Below are 14,652 nucleotides of genomic sequence, written 5' to 3' on the forward strand. Positions count from 1 at the left end.
TGTCCTTGAGCCAGCCGCACTATTCGGCCTCTGGGACCGCAGAGAGTTTTTCCCAGTAGTAGTCTATTTCTTCTTGCGTGTCGCAATTCACCATGAAGGAAATGGACTCATTGAACTTGAATAACGGTCCGGCACTGATCGCCATGAACGTTTGATCAGTGCCATCGTGCTTCTCCTTTGAGTGCCAAACTACTACTTATTCAGATAGTGTTTTTCCAGGAATTCGGATCTGAAATTTTGTGGCGGAGTCGGAATATCTGGCCGCCCTTCCGGCGTAAAGTCCATGAGATTCCAGTATGGCCATACCGTGTCGACATGATTTGCCGATAATTCAGTGCCCCAGAAATGGAAAATCTTTCCATCCTGCTTCCTGAATACATGCATCATTGGCAATTGCATATCATCAGAGTCTCCCTGGCATTTGTAATCGGCTTGAAAGGGTGAGTTCGATCCGGAAACCAGTGCAATCTGTGACCATCCACGTTGTTTTGCCCATGCATTGATTCGATCAGCAGGGGCTTTGGCGATTGCGACAAACGCGGCGTGTTGTGTGACCTGATACCAAGTGCGATCAAATCCATCGACCAGTGACGTACAGGAAGGACAGGGATGGTCCCAGTTCGGACCGTACATAAATGAGTAAAGCAGCAGGGTATTTTTGTCCGCAAATAGCTCGGAGAATTTTACACTCTGCCCTACTTTCCCATCGTTGGCCCATTCGAAGGCGTAGTCCTCTTTCAACTGCCCGCCGAGGGGAAGATTGCGGCGTCTTTCTGCCACAGATTTTACTTTGTCGACCAACTCTTGTTCGTCTTTAAGCAATAAGTCTCGCGCATCGCGATACTCTCGGCTTTCGTTTGGATACCGTAGTTCAGTCATGTTCAGCTCCTCATTGAAACTTCAGTCTATTCAGCAATTCGGGCGCCTGGTATCGAACCGTCCTCGGGTAATGCTACGCCGATAGCCAGGCCGTGGCACGATTGATCTATTCTGATCATTGTCACTGGCCTAAATTCGCCCCTATAATTGCACTCCATTATCTAACCAGATCGCCTATTCACATTTGTGCATAGGCCAAGGCCAAGCGGCTGAAAAACATGATTGATCCAGCCGACGACGGTATTACCTTGCCCCTGCCAGTGACTGCGCCCTGCCCGCACAGCGTCCGCTATGCCGGCGACGATGGCATGTTCACCGCGCATCTGATTCAAGACCTGATGGGCGACTGGTTCATCATGCGATCGTGGGGGCAAGCCAGGAGACTGGTGGCCAGCGTCGACGAAGGGATAGTCGAACTGGCCAGAATTTCCAGGACCCTCGAGAAAAAAGGCTGCAGGCCTATACCGCTGCTGCAGTCCGGTCTCTTTGCTTAGCACCTGCAGCAACGGCCATTCTCAAAACACCAGCGTTTGCCAGCCCTGGCGCGTGCCGCGCTCCAGAAATGCCACGGCGCCACTCATGCCCGAGCATTGCGATGCCAATGCCTCGCTCGTGCAATCCAGCGCATGCAAGGATTGGCTGCATGCGCAGATTTTGACACCCATGTCCGCGCTTGCCTTCAGAGCAAGATTTTTGTTAGCAATTGTTTCCGATGTTTCAATCTTCCGCCGAACGGCAAATAATGTAGCGAAGCGGCCGCATGCAGCCGCTTCGCCGGCTTGTGCAGACTACCGAAATCCGAACACCATGGCGCTGTCGCGCCTCGGCCTCCAACCATTAACCGGAACCCCTGACATGCCCCGCATCTTGCGATATTCCCCGCTGTTCGCCCTTCTCTTATTGAGCGCCTGCGTCTCGACGCCAACGGGTCCGAGTGTGATGGTATTGCCAGGTTCGGACAAAAATTTCGAGCAGTTCCAGGTGGACGATGGCTCGTGCCGCCAATTTGCGCACTACCAGCTTGGCGGTTCGACTGCCGATCAGGCCGGCATCGATAGCGGCGTTCGCAGCGCGGCCCTGGGCACCGTGCTGGGAGCAGCCGCAGGGGCAGCAATGAATGGCAGCAGAGGCGCCAGTGCCGGCGCAGGCGTTGGCTTGCTGTTTGGCGGCCTGTCGGGTGCCGGTGCCGCCAACAGTTCCGGCAATAACGTACAACGGCGCTATGACCACGCCTATCAGCAATGCATGTATGCCAAAGGCCACCGGATCCCGGTGTCGGGACGTTTTGGATCAGAAATGCACAATGAATTGCAAGCGCCGGCCAGCAGCTATGCGGTCCCGCCACCCAATACACCGCCGCCGTCGCGCTATTGAGTCAGGCGCGTTAACTGTGCCCGGCGTCGGAATCGCTGGCCGCCGGAGCAAAACGTTCGAGGACATGGCTGCTCATCCCCTTGGCCAGTTCTTCCTCCCCAAAAAATACGGTGCCGATGTCGTCCTTGCGCAGCATCTGCGACTCTTCCTCGCTGTGCGTTCGCAAAACGATCTCGATGCCGGGATTGAGGGTGCGCGCCGTGTCGGCCATCTGCCGCACATTGAGCGGATCAGGTGTTGCCACCACGAGCATTGCTGCCTGTGCGATGTGAGCCTGGATCAGCACCGCCGGATCGGCGGCATTGCCCGACACTGCGACCACGCCCTGCTTGCGCAGGCTTTCAACCAGCTCGCGATTCTGTTCGGCCACCACATAGGGGATGCCGCGCGCAAGCAGTTCGCTGGCGATGCGCTTGCCGACACGGCCATAGCCCACCAGCACCACCTGCCCTTGCAGGTACTTGCGCTCCGTCGTCATCGGCAGCGCCGCGTAGGGGTCGCCCCGCTGTTCCAGGTGCCGCGCCAGTGCCGAGCGGGAGAGAATCCAGCGCCGCAATGGCTCGATCGCCGAAAACAGCAAGGGGTTCAAGGCGATGGAAATCAATGCACCGGCGAGCACCAGGCTCATGCCATCGGCCGGCAGCAAACCGAGCGTCACGCCCAGCCCGGCCAGGATGAACGAGAATTCGCCGATCTGCGCCAGGCTGACCGATACCGTCAATGCCGTGTTCAGGGGATAACGGAACGCCAGCACGATCGCCAGGGCCGCGATGGACTTGCCGAACATGATGATGGCCACCACGCCGAGCACGTGCAAGGGCTTCTCGATCAGGATGGTCGGCTCGAAAAGCATGCCCACGGAGACGAAGAAAAGCACGGAAAAGGCATCACGCAAGGGCAAGGACTCTTGCGCCGCACGGTGGCTGAATTCGGATTCGCGCATCACCATGCCAGCAAAAAACGCGCCGATGGCGAACGACACGCTGAACAGTGCCGCAGCGCCGTAGGCAATGCCGATTGCGGCGGCGACCACCGACAGGGTGAACAACTCGCGCGACCCGGTACGGGCGATATGCCACAGCATCCATGGCAAAACCCGCCGGCCAGCCACCAGCATCAGGACAATGAAGGCGGCTACCTGCAACAGCGTCAGCCCGATGGTCATCCACAGGGGCCTGGATGCTCCAGCTTCCGCCACCATGGTGCCGCCCAGCACACCCGCCAGTGGCGGCAACAGCACCAGGACCAGCACGGTCGCCAGGTCCTCGACCACCAGCCAGCCGACGGCGATCCGGCCGTTCATGGTTTCGAGCACGCCGCGCGCTTCCAGCGCCTTGAGCAGCACCACGGTACTGGCGCAGGACAGCGACAGGCCGAAAATCAGGCCGGCGCCCAAACTCCAGTCCCACCACCAGGCCACCAGCATGCCCAGCAACGTTGCCAGGCTCATCTGCACCACCGCGCCCGGAACGGCGATGCGTTTGACCGCAAGCAGGTCACTGAGGGAGAAATGCAGGCCAACGCCGAACATCAGCAGCATGACACCGATCTCGGACAACTGGGAAGCCAGGTGCACATCGGCCACAAAGCCGGGCGTCCCTGGCCCGATGATGATGCCGGCCACCAGGTAGCCCACCAGCACGGGGATCTTGAGGCGCTCGGCAATGAAACCAAGAATGAGGGCAATGCCAAAGCCGGCGGCGATGGTCGTAATCAGGGATATGTTGTGTTCCATTCAGTTCCATTTCCCGGCCAGGCCAAGGCGCTGTCGAGACGAGAGAATTAGTCTTGCGCGAAGAATTCTGTGGGCATGCAGATGCGTACAAGAATCATATTGTACTAATGAACCGCATTTGCCATGATGCGCCAGGAGGAACTGAGGAATCAGTCAAACGCCAGCATCAATTCCATCATTATAGAAACATTGAATACGAATCATGGGTTTCAGTATGGATACGAAAAACATTATCGCCGCCCTGGCGGCCCTGGCGCAGGAATCCCGGCTTGCCGTGTTTCGTCTCCTGGTCCAGACTGGTCCGCGCGGGCTTGCCGCCAGCAAGTCCTGGGACAATCTGCCGGCGACTCCCGATATCGTCATCACCGTGTGCGCCAGTGCCGCCGGTGAAACCTGCCCCGCGTACTATGTGTCGGTCAATATGTAACACTCGAAACTGCCACATTTAGAGCACCAGCGGATTACTGATTTTTCACCTTCCTTGTCCTTAATCTGGCTTTAGCCAGATACTTTGCATCGGTGCCATTTCAATCGTCATCATCGTCATCATCGTCATCATGATGATGATGATGATGATGCCAGCCGCGATGCCGGCCATTGTCCCAGCGCCCGTGATCGTAATATCGCACTTCAGGTTCAACGTAATAAACGCGTGGTTCGACCACCTGAACCGGCTGCGGTACGTACACGACAGGAGGCGGTTGACGGTACACGGGCACTTGTTCCACATCGACCACCGTCTTGCAGCGTCGCACCGTTTGATACGAGGAAGACCCTGACGACATCCGGTCGCCAACCATGGCGCCCGTCATCGCGCCAACTGCAGTTGCCACGGTTTTTCCGTTCCCGCCACCGACCTGATTACCCAGAATGCCGCCAGCGATACCACCAATAATGGCACCACCGTAGCCTGCGGAACGCACGGGTACGCGTTCATTCCAGCATTCCTGTCGTGGGCGCTCTACCTGCCGGTATTCCGTCGCCGAAGCAATCATGGGCAGAGCGAGAATCGCCATTGTGCCGATTATCCGAGATAGCATTTTATTTGCGCTCCATTGTCGAAATTCTATAAGTCATGGCCCTATGGCGAACTTGAACGCCGAGGTTTGTTAAAGGAGATTCGTTATAAATAAGCATAGCGATTTTCATTCGAAGCGTCTGTAATCATTTGTAATTTCTGTAAGGCGCAACAGCGATCAATCAATGCGCACACGATGTTGGACGTCGTCTTAAGCAAGTTCAGGAATGCACCGCCCTTCTTGAAACAATAGCGGATTCGATGCCGGCAGCGGCTTTGAAACCAGGCGCCTCATGACTGCGATGCCTGACTGGTCGTTGTGTTGGCGGGATCAAATGAGCGTTGGGAAGGCTGTTCGTTCAACGGCGGTGCGATTCCATTTTCCCAGGTTTGCAGCCGCATTGTAGGTGCTCTGCAAAAAGTCGAGCAGCACGCCATCGGGTGATGACGCCTGTCGCACCACATCATAAGGCAGGATGAACTCGCGGAACGTCGTGTCATAAGCCGCCTTGTCCGGTAATACTCGCGCACTGCTGAATCCCGGCGGCTCCGGATACGCATACGCATAGAACGCCGGATAAGGCATGGCGTCATTGCCCGGCCAGAATCCACAACTGCTGACTTCGTGCGAGTATGCTTCGCGCATGATCCAATCGGGGCAATTGGGAATGCCACCGGGATGGCCAGGCGCTTCGGCGCCTGAGAAGCGCGTCACCGCAAGGTCAAAGCCGCCCCAGAAGAAGTGCACCGGACTGCACTTGCCGATGAAACCGGCACGGAATTGCTTGAACACGCGGTCTGCTTGCAGCAGGAGCCGCCAGAATCGGTTGGCGTACTCGGCATCATAGGACGCGTGAACATGATCCTGTTCGAACGGGATGGCATCGATGATTTCATTCGGTTTCGCATGGATTCTGATAGGGAAGCCAAGGTCAGCCAGATGTGCAAAGAGTTCCCGGTAAAAGTCGGCAACCGAGCGTGCTTGAAGCGCCATCGATCTCGTCATTGCGTCGCTCGTCCGGATCTGGAGACAGTGGTCGATAAAGTCGAAATCGATCTGAAAGGCGCGCGAACCGTCAGGAATGAGCGAGGTTGTCAATCCGCGCGCCGTAACGTAAAGAGAGACGTGCCAAGAGTGGTTGAGCCATGGAGACTGAACGAGCCGGATCTTGCCCACAATCTGGCTCCACATATGCAGTGTTGCGCAAGTCTCCTTCCATTCGTCGAACGGCAAGTCCGGCCAGACCCGATGACCGGGCGAATTGCGGGGTGAGGGTGATCGAGGCATATTTCCTCCTGTAGGGCGACCACGAAATTGAAGGCGATCAAGCCGGCCGGCGACAATACGTGACCTATGCTAGCACTGGAAAATTACAAAAGAAATATCAAATACATTGTGGTTCTGACCGGCAGTTTTTGGCCGCGCGCATTGAGCGTGATCACGCAAGATTGGATGGCGATGCCTACACTGATTGAGGCGGTAGCCGCTGCCAACAGTATTTGCCCTCCAAACACATCAATCGAAAGGAAGCTCGTCATGGCCAATTACATGATCGTTCGCCATAAGGTTCGTGATTTCTCGCAATGGAAGCCAGGATATGACGCGCATCTTCCAAAGCGCAATGAGGCAGGTCTCACGGAGAAATACCTCCTAAGGGGCGCGCAAGACCCGAACGAAGTTGTCTTGATGTTTGAAGCGCAAGATCTAAGCAGGGCGAAGTCTTTTGCCGAGTCCGCCGACCTGCGCGAGACGATGCAAAAAGTTGGCGTCATGGATAAACCCGACATCTTTTTCCTCAACGACTGAGGCGCTTTTCCACCATGGAAATACCATATCGGCTTAAGCACGAATACATGTCATTTCGCGGTCACACAGGCCGGCTATCCTAGCGGCCTGGACTAGCGGCGTCGACACCCTGAGCGGTTCCATATAGGGTGCTTGGCCGCCACTCTCCCGATGAGAGTGGTCCTGCAGAATTCCGCCGACTGCGTCTTCTAGCCGTCTTCTAGCGGTTGGCCACAATGATCATCGGTCAAGCGCCATCCGCCAACTTATTGATCCGGCCATGATAGTTTAAATTCATGTTGCCCTTGATATTGATTTTTCCGGCGCAAAGCCTCCAGCAACCGGGCTGCCTCGAAAGTAAGGAGACGGCTGTACGAGCGTTCGCGCAAAGAGCCGTACAGAAGGAGAAAGCGTGGTGGGTGGGGCGATCGTGTAACGCCAGCTAACTGATCCGGACTTGGTACGGCAAACAATTCTGCATCGACGTTCGGCAGGTCAGACAGATTTTGAAACACGCTCGCCTTTTTCATTGATGACCATTTCGCCGTCTTCTTTAACGAACGGCCCCTTTTGCGGCAATGACAGGATATCGAGAACAACTTCGGACGGACGGCATAAGCGCACGCCTTCCGGCGTAACGACAAATGGTCGATTGATCAGGAGTGGATGGGCCACCATTGCATCGAGCAGCTGGTCGTCCGTAATCGCAGGGTCATCCAGACCGAGCTCTGCATAGGGCGTGCCTTTCTCACGAATTGCCTGCCGCACAGTCAACCCTGCTTTTTCAATCATTTCCTTTAATCGCTCGCGCGTCGGCGGATTTTTGATGTACTCAATGACTTGCGGCTCAACGCCGGCATTACGGATGAGTGCCAAGGTGTTGCGGGAGGTACCGCATGCCGGATTATGATAAATCGTGATGTTCAATTGGATAGCTCCGTTCTTTATGTGCTTTTGCTGTCGGAAAAATCGCTTGGCGCCACTGTGCCCGCTACGGTTGCGTCGGCCGGCGCCGCAGGGTAAAGCCAGCAGAACACTAGCGTTGCCGCAGCACCGCCAAAGATCTGCGCAACAATAAATCCGGGCGCATCTGTCGGCCTGATGCCTGCAAAGGTATCACTGGCAGCACGGGCCAAGGTCACAGCGGGGTTGGCAAATGATGTGGATGATGTGAACCAGTACGCGGCGGTAATGTAGGCAGCCACGGCAAACGGGGTCACTGACGGCCTGCTGCGTGAGCAGCCAATGATGACGCCAATTAGCCCAAACGTTGCAACGAATTCGCTCCACCATTGGGCCGGGCCGGCGCGAACATGTTCCGAGGCAAAGAAGATAGGTTCACCGAACATCAGATGCGCCGCAGCCACACCGGCGAATGCACCAACAATCTGAACGGCGATGTACGGCAAAATGTCCGAGCGGCCGATATTGCCTTGCCATGCCTCGGAGAGTGTCACCACTGGATTGAAATGCGCACCGGAGATCGTGCCGAACATCAGGATCAACGCGACCAAGCCGGCGCCCGTGGCGATTGTGTTACCTAGCAGCGCAATAGCGACGTTACCGCCGGCCAGGCGCTCTCCCATGATGCCAGAGCCAATCACTACCGCCAGCAACAACGCGGTTCCCAGCCCTTCCGAAACCAAGCGGCGCGCCATCATACGGTCATTTCGCCAATAGTCATGAGGAGACTCCTTCTTTAGGCGAGCAGGATGTTTTGCTCGTTTTGGTGCAGGGGTTCCCACCGCAGCAGTTTTCAGTCAGGAATCCAAGCAAGCCATTCATGGTTGTAAAGTTGGCCGAATAAATCAGCGACCGGCCTTCCTTCTTTTGGTTGACCATATCTGCGTGCATCAGCTCCTTCAGATGGAAAGAAAGCGATGATGGCGGGATATCCAGCTGCTCAGCAATCCTGGAAGCCGCCAGTCCTTCCGGCCCTGCCTGAACGAGTAAGCGGAAGACCGCAAGGCGCGATTCCTGGGCGAGTGCCGCTAATGCAGCGATAATCTCTTTTGTTTTCATACTTCCATAATAATGGAAACATGGAATCTGTCAAGAGACTTCCAATCCGCGCGGTCGGCAAATAACACAATATCGCGGTGATGCTACTGGTGGTGCGCATCGTGAATGCCTCCAAACCCTGCTACGAACGCAGCTCGAAGTAAGGCAATTGACGGCGCGCAGACCGTCGCCTTGCCAAACAGACGTTGTAATCATTTTGTCATCGTGCAGGAATAGAATTAAGACACGGGAATTTTGTCTCACCACGAAAGCCAAGACCTTGTATCACTCCACCAAGTATAGCCAGGACAACAGCAATGAGGCACCACTCAAAGCGTTGACGACAACCGCACCGATGACGGCGCAACAGCATTCTGCGTTATGCCAAAAACGGATGGAACAGCGAAGAGCGATCGAGATGGCTAAGGAACGCAAGAAGGCGGCCGAAGAAAATCCCTGGTGGTAAGCCCCCTATTCGTTGATCGACATTTGTTTTGCTGGCGGTAAATATCCCGAAAGGGATAATTGCTGTCATTAAGGCAGTCCTTGCAGTCTGCCTGCAGATAACTGAAATTCAACGAAACAGTTGAGAAATGATAGGCGGCCGGAATTTGATGGCATATATGCTGTTGATTTCTTTGAGTTTTTGCCACTTTCAGGAGGCTGCCTTCATGAATATGAATCTGCTCTCTCTCGTCCAGCAGGCGCTGGGCGGTGATTTTCCGAATCTCGCTGGGCAGTTTCTGGGCGAATCGCCCGGTGCGACCCAGTCCGCCCTGACCTCACTGCTGCCGGCCGTGCTTGGCGTCATTACACGGAAAGACGCGACGCCGGATGGCGCGTCGGGCTTGATGTCCTTGATCAATGGCGCCAATCTCGATGCCAGTGCGCTGGCTAATCCCGCCGGGCTCTTCGGCGCCGGCGGCACGGGCATCAATAATCTGCTGAAGGCTGGCACCGACAGCCTGGTGCCGGCACTGTTCGGCGACAAGAGCGCTGCGCTGGCAAATACGCTGGCATCGTCCAGCGGCATCAAGAGTTCGTCAGCGACGAGCCTGGTCGCGATGGTGGTGCCATTGGTGCTGACGGTCCTGAAGAAATTCATCGGTGAAAATGGGCTCAACGCAAGTTCGCTGGCGTCGCTGCTTGGCAGCCAGGCACCGCAACTGCAAGGGGCAATCGACAGCCGCCTGGCCGGTGCCCTCGGCTTTGCTAGCCCGGACGCCGTTCTCGGCGGGCTCGGTGGGCTTGGCGGCAAGGCGACCGCCGCCGGCGGCGCAGCCGTCTCTGCTGCTACCGCGGCCACAGCCGCGAGCAAATCGGGCCTGTCGCGCTGGCTGCCGTGGCTGATTGGTGCGGCCGTGCTGTTATTCCTCTGGGATATGTTTGTCGGCAAGCCGACCCAGACGTCGGCGCCGCCGCCCGCCGCCGCAGCGATCTCGCTGCCGGCCAAGGTCTACTTCTCTATCGGATCGGCCGTTGTCGATGCGGATGGCAGCAAGACGATTGCCACTGTCGCGGACATGATCAAGCAGGAGAGGCTGAAGGTCGCCATCACGGGTTACACCGACAAGACCGGCGACGTCGCCAAAAATGAGGCGCTAGCCAAAAGCCGTGCCATCGCCGTCAAGGATGCGCTCGTCGTTGCAGGCGTAGCGGAAGCGGAAATGACGATGCAGCCCCCTTCCTTCGTCGAAACCGGCACCGGTGGCAGTGACGCCGAAGCGCGCCGCGTCGAGATCAACAGGCAATAGCCGGATTGGGAATTCTGGTGGCTGGCGGCATCCGGCTGCGGACTTGAATCTCCTTTCCTCACGCTATTACGCGAACCTGGCGCAAATTCTCGAAGCCGCAAAATTCGACATGCTCTTCCTGCCGGATATCCTGGCGATTCCCCAGCGCTTCAAGGGCAGCATGGCGAGCCAGCTCGAGTACGGCGCCCTCGGCGCGCTGCGACTGGACCCGATGATCGTCCTCGCGACGATCGCGGCAAGCACCAGGCATCTGGGCCTGGCCGCCACCATCTCGACCTCGTATTTCGAGCCCTTTGCGGTCGCCAGGGCCTTGGCGACCGCTGGACCATCTGAGCGATGGCCGCGCCGCGTGGAACATCGTGACTTCGTTTCAGCAAGCCGAGGCGGCAAACTTCGGTTTGACCGATCAACTGTCGCGGGATGAGCGCTACGAACGTGCGGAAGAATTTGTCGAGGTCACCAGCAAACTCTGGGACAGCTGGAAAGATGGTGCCGTGGTCAAGGATCGCGCGACGCCGCAATTTGCCGATCCTGCGCTTGTTTCAGCGATCAATCATCAGGGGAAATGGTTCAACGTCCAGGGCCCCCTGAACGTCAGCCGGCCGCCGCAAGGCCGACCGGTGTTCATTCAGGCGAGCGCATCCGGGCGTGGCCGCGACTTTGCGGCAAAATGGGCAGACGTGATTTTCGTCACCCACTCCTCGCTGGATTCGGCGCAGGGTTTTTACCGCGAAATGAAGGAACGCGCGGCCAAATTCGGCCGCGATCCCGCCACCCTGAAAATTCTCCCGGGGATCGTGCCGATTATCGGCGAAACAGCCACCATTGCCGAAGAAACCAATCGCCTGCTCGGCGACCTCGCCCTTCCGCGTGCCGGGCTGTCGACGCTTTCCTATCACCTCGACATCGATCTGTCGGAATTTCCGCTGGATGACATCCTGCCGGAGCTGGATGTCCCGGGCGTGCAAGGCCACTACAAGGAAGTCGCGGAACTGACCCGCAAGAATGGCCTTTCCTTGTCCGAGCTGGGCCATCGCTATGGCGTCGGCCCGCTGCGCGATTTCGTCGGCACTGCGGCTGCTGTCGCGGATACGATGGAGCACTGGTACAACAGCCATGCATGCGACGGTTTCATGATCCAGGCCTCCTATCTGCCTGGCGGCATGGAGAGTTTTGCCCGGCTGGCAGTCCCGGAACTGCAAGACCGCGGCCTGTTCCGCCGTAAATATGGCGGCGCGACACTGCGCGACAATCTCGGCCTGGCCAGGCCGGAAGCATGAATGCAACACCTGATACCTGGAAGTGATCTTTAAATGTTTACTGCAACTTCGGCGCTCACCCGCCAAACCGGCCGTTACCTTCTGAGTGCACGGGACCAGCATCTCGTTGCCGACGCCACCCAGTCCCGCGGCGGCCCTGGCGAGGCCTGGTCTGCGGGCGAACTCTTGCTATCCGCCCTGCTGACCTGCGCCAATGCCGTCATCCAGTCCGTGGCGCTGGAGCGCAACATTGCCTTGCTCGATGCACGGATCGATGGCAGTTGCGAGGCGGACCCGGAACGCCAAGGGCATTACGCCCACATCCGGCTCGACATCCAGCTGGATGGACCGTCCCAGGAAGAGGCGGAGGAACTGGTCTTCGCTTTCACCGCCGTTTGCCCGATTTACGGCTCCCTGTCACGCGGCGCCCCTGTGTCATTGGCCCTCAACGGAAAGTCGCGCTGATCAGATGTTCAGTCGGCAAGAAATGGATGATCAAACGCAAGCACATCCTGGGAACGATTCGAAAGAAAAGAAGCCAGATGCAGATCAGGAAAATTCAATCTGATGGATTGCATGAAGAAGCTACAGGTGGCGATTATCGGCCTGGGCAGGCTCGGTAGCGCCTGTGCCCAGGAGCTCCTCGACGAGGATGCAATGGCGCTCTGCGGCATCGTGCGCCGCGTCGAATCGATGGGGCCATTGCCAGGCAGGCTGCGGCACATGCCGGTGGCCGGGCACGTGCGCGATCTGCCGGCAATCGATGTGGCGCTGGTCTGTGTCCCAGCCAATACCGTATTGGGCGTGTCGCGTGAACTGTTGCAAGCGCGTGTACCGATTGTCGAGTGCGCCGCCATTGAAGGCGCCGCGCTGGCTGCGCATTATGCCGAACTCGACGATGTGGCGAGAAAGCATCGGACCGCCGCCGTAGTCGGTGCCGGGTGGGATCCCGGGGTGCTGCAATTGTTTACCCGCGCCTTTGAAATGTTGATACCGCGCGGCCAGAATGAATTGCACCGGCATCCGGGCATCCGCCTGCACCATAGTGCCGCGGTGGCGCACATACCCGGCGTCAAGGGGGCGCTGGCCGGTCAGTTCCGTGGCGCAAACGGCGCGATGCAGCGCTATGTCTATGTAGAAATCAGGGATGGCACCGATTTCGCCCAGGTACGTGCGACCATTGCCGACGATCCGCTGTTTGCAGACGAAGAGACGCAGGTCTTTCAGGTGGACAGTCTGTCCAGCCTTGAGGCTGAAGAGGGGCAAGGCATGGCGCTGGAGCGGCGCTCGTCCCCGGCAAGCGGCGTGCATGCGAGCCTGCTGCTCGAGGCGCGGTTCGAGCTGACGGCACTCACGGCACGGGTCATGCTCCATGCCGCCCGCAGGATTCCCGCATTGCCCCACGGGGCGCATCGCTTTTCCTTGGGGATTTAACCCCTTCCCTGTGTTGGCGCAAACTTGTTGCGTGAAGGCGTTTTAACCTGAATCATGCGCCATGGCGCAGCACTGGAGTCCATGATGAAAATACCTCTGAACATTACCTTCCTCAACATTCCTCCCTCGGATGCAATCGAGGCGGAAATCCGCAAGCGCGCCCAAAAGATCGATCAGTTCGCCAATGATGTAATGCACTGCCATGTTACGGTGGATGCCGCCGGCAAGCACAAAACCCAAGGTGGCATGTATGAAGTGCGAATCGACGTGACCTTGCCAGGAACCGAGATCGCCGTCAGTCACGTGCATCGCCACGAGGATGTCTATGTCGTCATCCGCGACGCCTTTGACGCTGCGGCCCGAAAACTCCAGGACCACGTCCGTTTGCGGCGCGGCGATGTGAAGTTGCATGAGCCGCTTTTACATGGCCAGGTCACCAGGTTGCACGAAGACGGATATGGATTCATTGAAACACCGGATGGGCGCGAGTTATATTTTCATCGTGACAATCTGGTCAATGCCGATTTCGACCAGCTCGCACCGGGTATGGAAGTGCAGTTCCTCGAAGAAGGTGCTGGCGAAGGACTGCAGGCGAAAAGGGTCTCCACCGGCAGGCATCAGCATCCCGGGATGGGCTAGCAAACGGAATCCACCATCAACCAGGCCTCAGAGCAGCTTGCAAGCCTCGTCAAAGTCCAGCCGCGGGCTGCGTGGAAACACCTTGTCGGGATCGCCATAGCCGAGATTGCACAGGAAGTTGGTCTTGATGTGACTGTCGGGAAAGTGTTCCTGGTCAAACGCATCTTCTGACTCCGCTGCCGGGAAGAAGGCATGATCGACCTTGGCCTGGTCGAAGCCCGACATCGGTCCGCAGTCGAGTCCGACGGCGCGTGCTGCCAGCATCAGGTAGGCGCCCTGCAACGAACTGTTGCGCCGCGCCGTGACTTCGGCCAGTTCGGGCGTATTGGCGAACCAGGAGCGCGCGTCGGCATGGGGAAACAGCTTGGGCAGTTTCTCGTAAAAGCGGCCGTCGTAACCGATGATCGCGGTAACCGGTGCGCTCATCGTCTTTTCGATATTGCCTGGCGATAGCGCCGGCAGCAGCCGCTGCTTGGCTTCGGGCGTGCGCAGGAACAGGATGCGCGCCGGGCAGGAATTGGCGCTCGTCGGTCCCCACTTCATCAACTCGTAGAGCGCGCGCAAGGTGTCGTCACTGACGGGCTGAGGTAGCCAGTCGTTGTGGGTGCGGGCCTTGCGGAACAGCAGGTCGAGGCCTTCCTCGTTCAGTGGTGTATTCATGGTCGTCTCCACAAAACAATCAGTGTACGCTTGCCGATGCCAACATGCTGCAGACAGGCGCGCGGCACGACCATCATGCACTGCAAATGGTGCATGACATGGGACGACCCTCT

19 protein-coding genes and 3 pseudogenes are annotated in these 14,652 nt (G+C 57.7%); 10 read left to right on the forward strand and 12 right to left on the reverse strand.

Annotation, left to right across the window (positions count from 1 at the left end):
- Positions 1-19 precede the first annotated feature (19 nt).
- Positions 20-148, reverse strand: a pseudogene (locus tag D3878_RS24780) (VOC family protein); the annotation flags it as partial.
- Positions 149-192: 44 nt separating this feature from the next.
- The gene (locus tag D3878_RS04745) at positions 193-879 is read right to left on the reverse strand and encodes a DUF899 family protein (RefSeq protein WP_119784432.1); all 687 of its coding nucleotides are present in this window, start codon (positions 877-879) and stop codon (positions 193-195) included.
- A gap of 218 nt (positions 880-1,097) precedes the next feature.
- Between D3878_RS04745 and D3878_RS04750 the strand changes: the two genes are divergently transcribed.
- Positions 1,098-1,373: a hypothetical protein gene (locus D3878_RS04750; RefSeq protein ID WP_119784433.1), complete on the forward strand. Its 276-nt coding sequence runs from the start codon at positions 1,098-1,100 to the stop codon at positions 1,371-1,373.
- A 21-nt stretch (positions 1,374-1,394) separates the two neighbouring features.
- On the opposite strand, the gene D3878_RS23705 is transcribed toward D3878_RS04750, so the two are convergent.
- The gene (locus tag D3878_RS23705; protein WP_158592180.1) at positions 1,395-1,544 is read right to left on the reverse strand and encodes a hypothetical protein; all 150 of its coding nucleotides are present in this window, start codon (positions 1,542-1,544) and stop codon (positions 1,395-1,397) included.
- A gap of 190 nt (positions 1,545-1,734) precedes the next feature.
- On the opposite strand from D3878_RS23705, the gene D3878_RS04755 reads away from it, so the two are divergent.
- Entirely contained in the window at positions 1,735-2,253 is a 519-nt protein-coding gene (locus D3878_RS04755; RefSeq protein ID WP_119784434.1) for a glycine zipper family protein, read from the forward strand.
- Between the two features lie 10 nt (positions 2,254-2,263).
- Here the strand turns inward: D3878_RS04755 and D3878_RS04760 are convergent, their stop codons facing one another.
- A complete protein-coding gene (locus tag D3878_RS04760; protein WP_119784435.1) occupies positions 2,264-3,988 on the reverse strand; it encodes a cation:proton antiporter domain-containing protein in 1,725 nt (574 codons plus the stop codon).
- Positions 3,989-4,202: 214 nt separating this feature from the next.
- Between D3878_RS04760 and D3878_RS24700 the strand changes: the two are divergent.
- Positions 4,203-4,394: pseudogene (locus D3878_RS24700) on the forward strand (hypothetical protein); the annotation flags it as partial.
- A 121-nt stretch (positions 4,395-4,515) separates the two neighbouring features.
- Here the strand turns inward: D3878_RS24700 and D3878_RS24240 are convergent.
- Complete coding sequence (locus D3878_RS24240; RefSeq protein WP_233556229.1) at positions 4,516-5,004, reverse strand: glycine zipper 2TM domain-containing protein; 489 nt, start codon at positions 5,002-5,004, stop codon at positions 4,516-4,518.
- A gap of 333 nt (positions 5,005-5,337) precedes the next feature.
- Positions 5,338-6,294, reverse strand: coding sequence for a DUF5996 family protein (locus D3878_RS04775; protein ID WP_119784437.1), 957 nt, complete (start codon positions 6,292-6,294; stop codon positions 5,338-5,340).
- A 66-nt stretch (positions 6,295-6,360) separates the two neighbouring features.
- Between D3878_RS04775 and D3878_RS04780 the strand changes: the two genes are divergently transcribed.
- Complete coding sequence (locus D3878_RS04780) at positions 6,361-6,813, forward strand: hypothetical protein (RefSeq protein ID WP_119784438.1); 453 nt, start codon at positions 6,361-6,363, stop codon at positions 6,811-6,813.
- A gap of 305 nt (positions 6,814-7,118) precedes the next feature.
- On the opposite strand, the pseudogene D3878_RS24245 reads toward D3878_RS04780, so the two are convergent.
- From D3878_RS24245 to D3878_RS23710, 5 genes and pseudogenes are all read right to left on the reverse strand, one after another.
- Positions 7,119-7,322, reverse strand: a pseudogene (locus D3878_RS24245) (arsenical resistance protein ArsH); the annotation flags it as partial.
- The gene (gene arsC / locus D3878_RS04790) at positions 7,288-7,719 is read right to left on the reverse strand and encodes an arsenate reductase (glutaredoxin) (RefSeq protein WP_119784439.1); all 432 of its coding nucleotides are present in this window, start codon (positions 7,717-7,719) and stop codon (positions 7,288-7,290) included. The gene arsC and the pseudogene D3878_RS24245, both read right to left, overlap by 35 nt.
- Before the next feature lie 17 nt (positions 7,720-7,736).
- Positions 7,737-8,453 (reverse strand): aquaporin, encoded by a 717-nt coding sequence (locus D3878_RS04795; RefSeq protein ID WP_119784440.1) that lies wholly within the window; start codon positions 8,451-8,453, stop codon positions 7,737-7,739.
- Between the two features lie 19 nt (positions 8,454-8,472).
- Positions 8,473-8,814, reverse strand: a complete 342-nt coding sequence (locus tag D3878_RS04800; protein ID WP_119784441.1) for an ArsR/SmtB family transcription factor — start codon at positions 8,812-8,814, stop codon at positions 8,473-8,475.
- A gap of 358 nt (positions 8,815-9,172) precedes the next feature.
- Positions 9,173-9,328 carry a hypothetical protein gene (locus D3878_RS23710; RefSeq protein WP_158592181.1) on the reverse strand — a complete coding sequence of 52 codons (156 nt, stop codon included), beginning with the start codon at positions 9,326-9,328 and terminating at the stop codon, positions 9,173-9,175.
- Positions 9,329-9,464: 136 nt separating this feature from the next.
- Between D3878_RS23710 and D3878_RS04810 the strand changes: the two genes are divergently transcribed.
- The 6 genes from D3878_RS04810 (at position 9,465) to D3878_RS04830 (ending at position 13,879) form a co-directional block, all read left to right on the forward strand.
- Positions 9,465-10,547 (forward strand): OmpA family protein, encoded by a 1,083-nt coding sequence (locus D3878_RS04810; protein ID WP_158592182.1) that lies wholly within the window; start codon positions 9,465-9,467, stop codon positions 10,545-10,547.
- A 43-nt stretch (positions 10,548-10,590) separates the two neighbouring features.
- Positions 10,591-10,971, forward strand: coding sequence for an LLM class flavin-dependent oxidoreductase (locus D3878_RS24580; protein ID WP_199688083.1), 381 nt, complete (start codon positions 10,591-10,593; stop codon positions 10,969-10,971).
- Positions 10,907-11,827: an NtaA/DmoA family FMN-dependent monooxygenase gene (locus D3878_RS04815; protein ID WP_199688084.1), complete on the forward strand. Its 921-nt coding sequence runs from the start codon at positions 10,907-10,909 to the stop codon at positions 11,825-11,827. The genes D3878_RS24580 and D3878_RS04815 overlap by 65 nt, the downstream gene beginning before the upstream one ends.
- A gap of 33 nt (positions 11,828-11,860) precedes the next feature.
- Positions 11,861-12,271, forward strand: a complete 411-nt coding sequence (locus tag D3878_RS04820) for an OsmC family protein (protein ID WP_119784444.1) — start codon at positions 11,861-11,863, stop codon at positions 12,269-12,271.
- Between the two features lie 111 nt (positions 12,272-12,382).
- The gene (locus D3878_RS04825) at positions 12,383-13,240 is read left to right on the forward strand and encodes an oxidoreductase (RefSeq protein WP_147383885.1); all 858 of its coding nucleotides are present in this window, start codon (positions 12,383-12,385) and stop codon (positions 13,238-13,240) included.
- 54 nt (positions 13,241-13,294) lie between these two features.
- Positions 13,295-13,879 carry an HPF/RaiA family ribosome-associated protein gene (locus tag D3878_RS04830; RefSeq protein WP_199688085.1) on the forward strand — a complete coding sequence of 195 codons (585 nt, stop codon included), beginning with the start codon at positions 13,295-13,297 and terminating at the stop codon, positions 13,877-13,879.
- 27 nt (positions 13,880-13,906) lie between these two features.
- On the opposite strand, the gene D3878_RS04835 is transcribed toward D3878_RS04830, so the two are convergent.
- Positions 13,907-14,539 (reverse strand): malonic semialdehyde reductase, encoded by a 633-nt coding sequence (locus tag D3878_RS04835; protein WP_119784446.1) that lies wholly within the window; start codon positions 14,537-14,539, stop codon positions 13,907-13,909.
- Between the last annotated feature and the right edge of the window lie 113 nt (positions 14,540-14,652).

It is taken from the genome of Noviherbaspirillum sedimenti (genome assembly GCF_003590835.1).
Taxonomy (GTDB): Bacteria; Pseudomonadota; Gammaproteobacteria; order Burkholderiales; family Burkholderiaceae_D; genus Paucimonas; species Paucimonas sedimenti.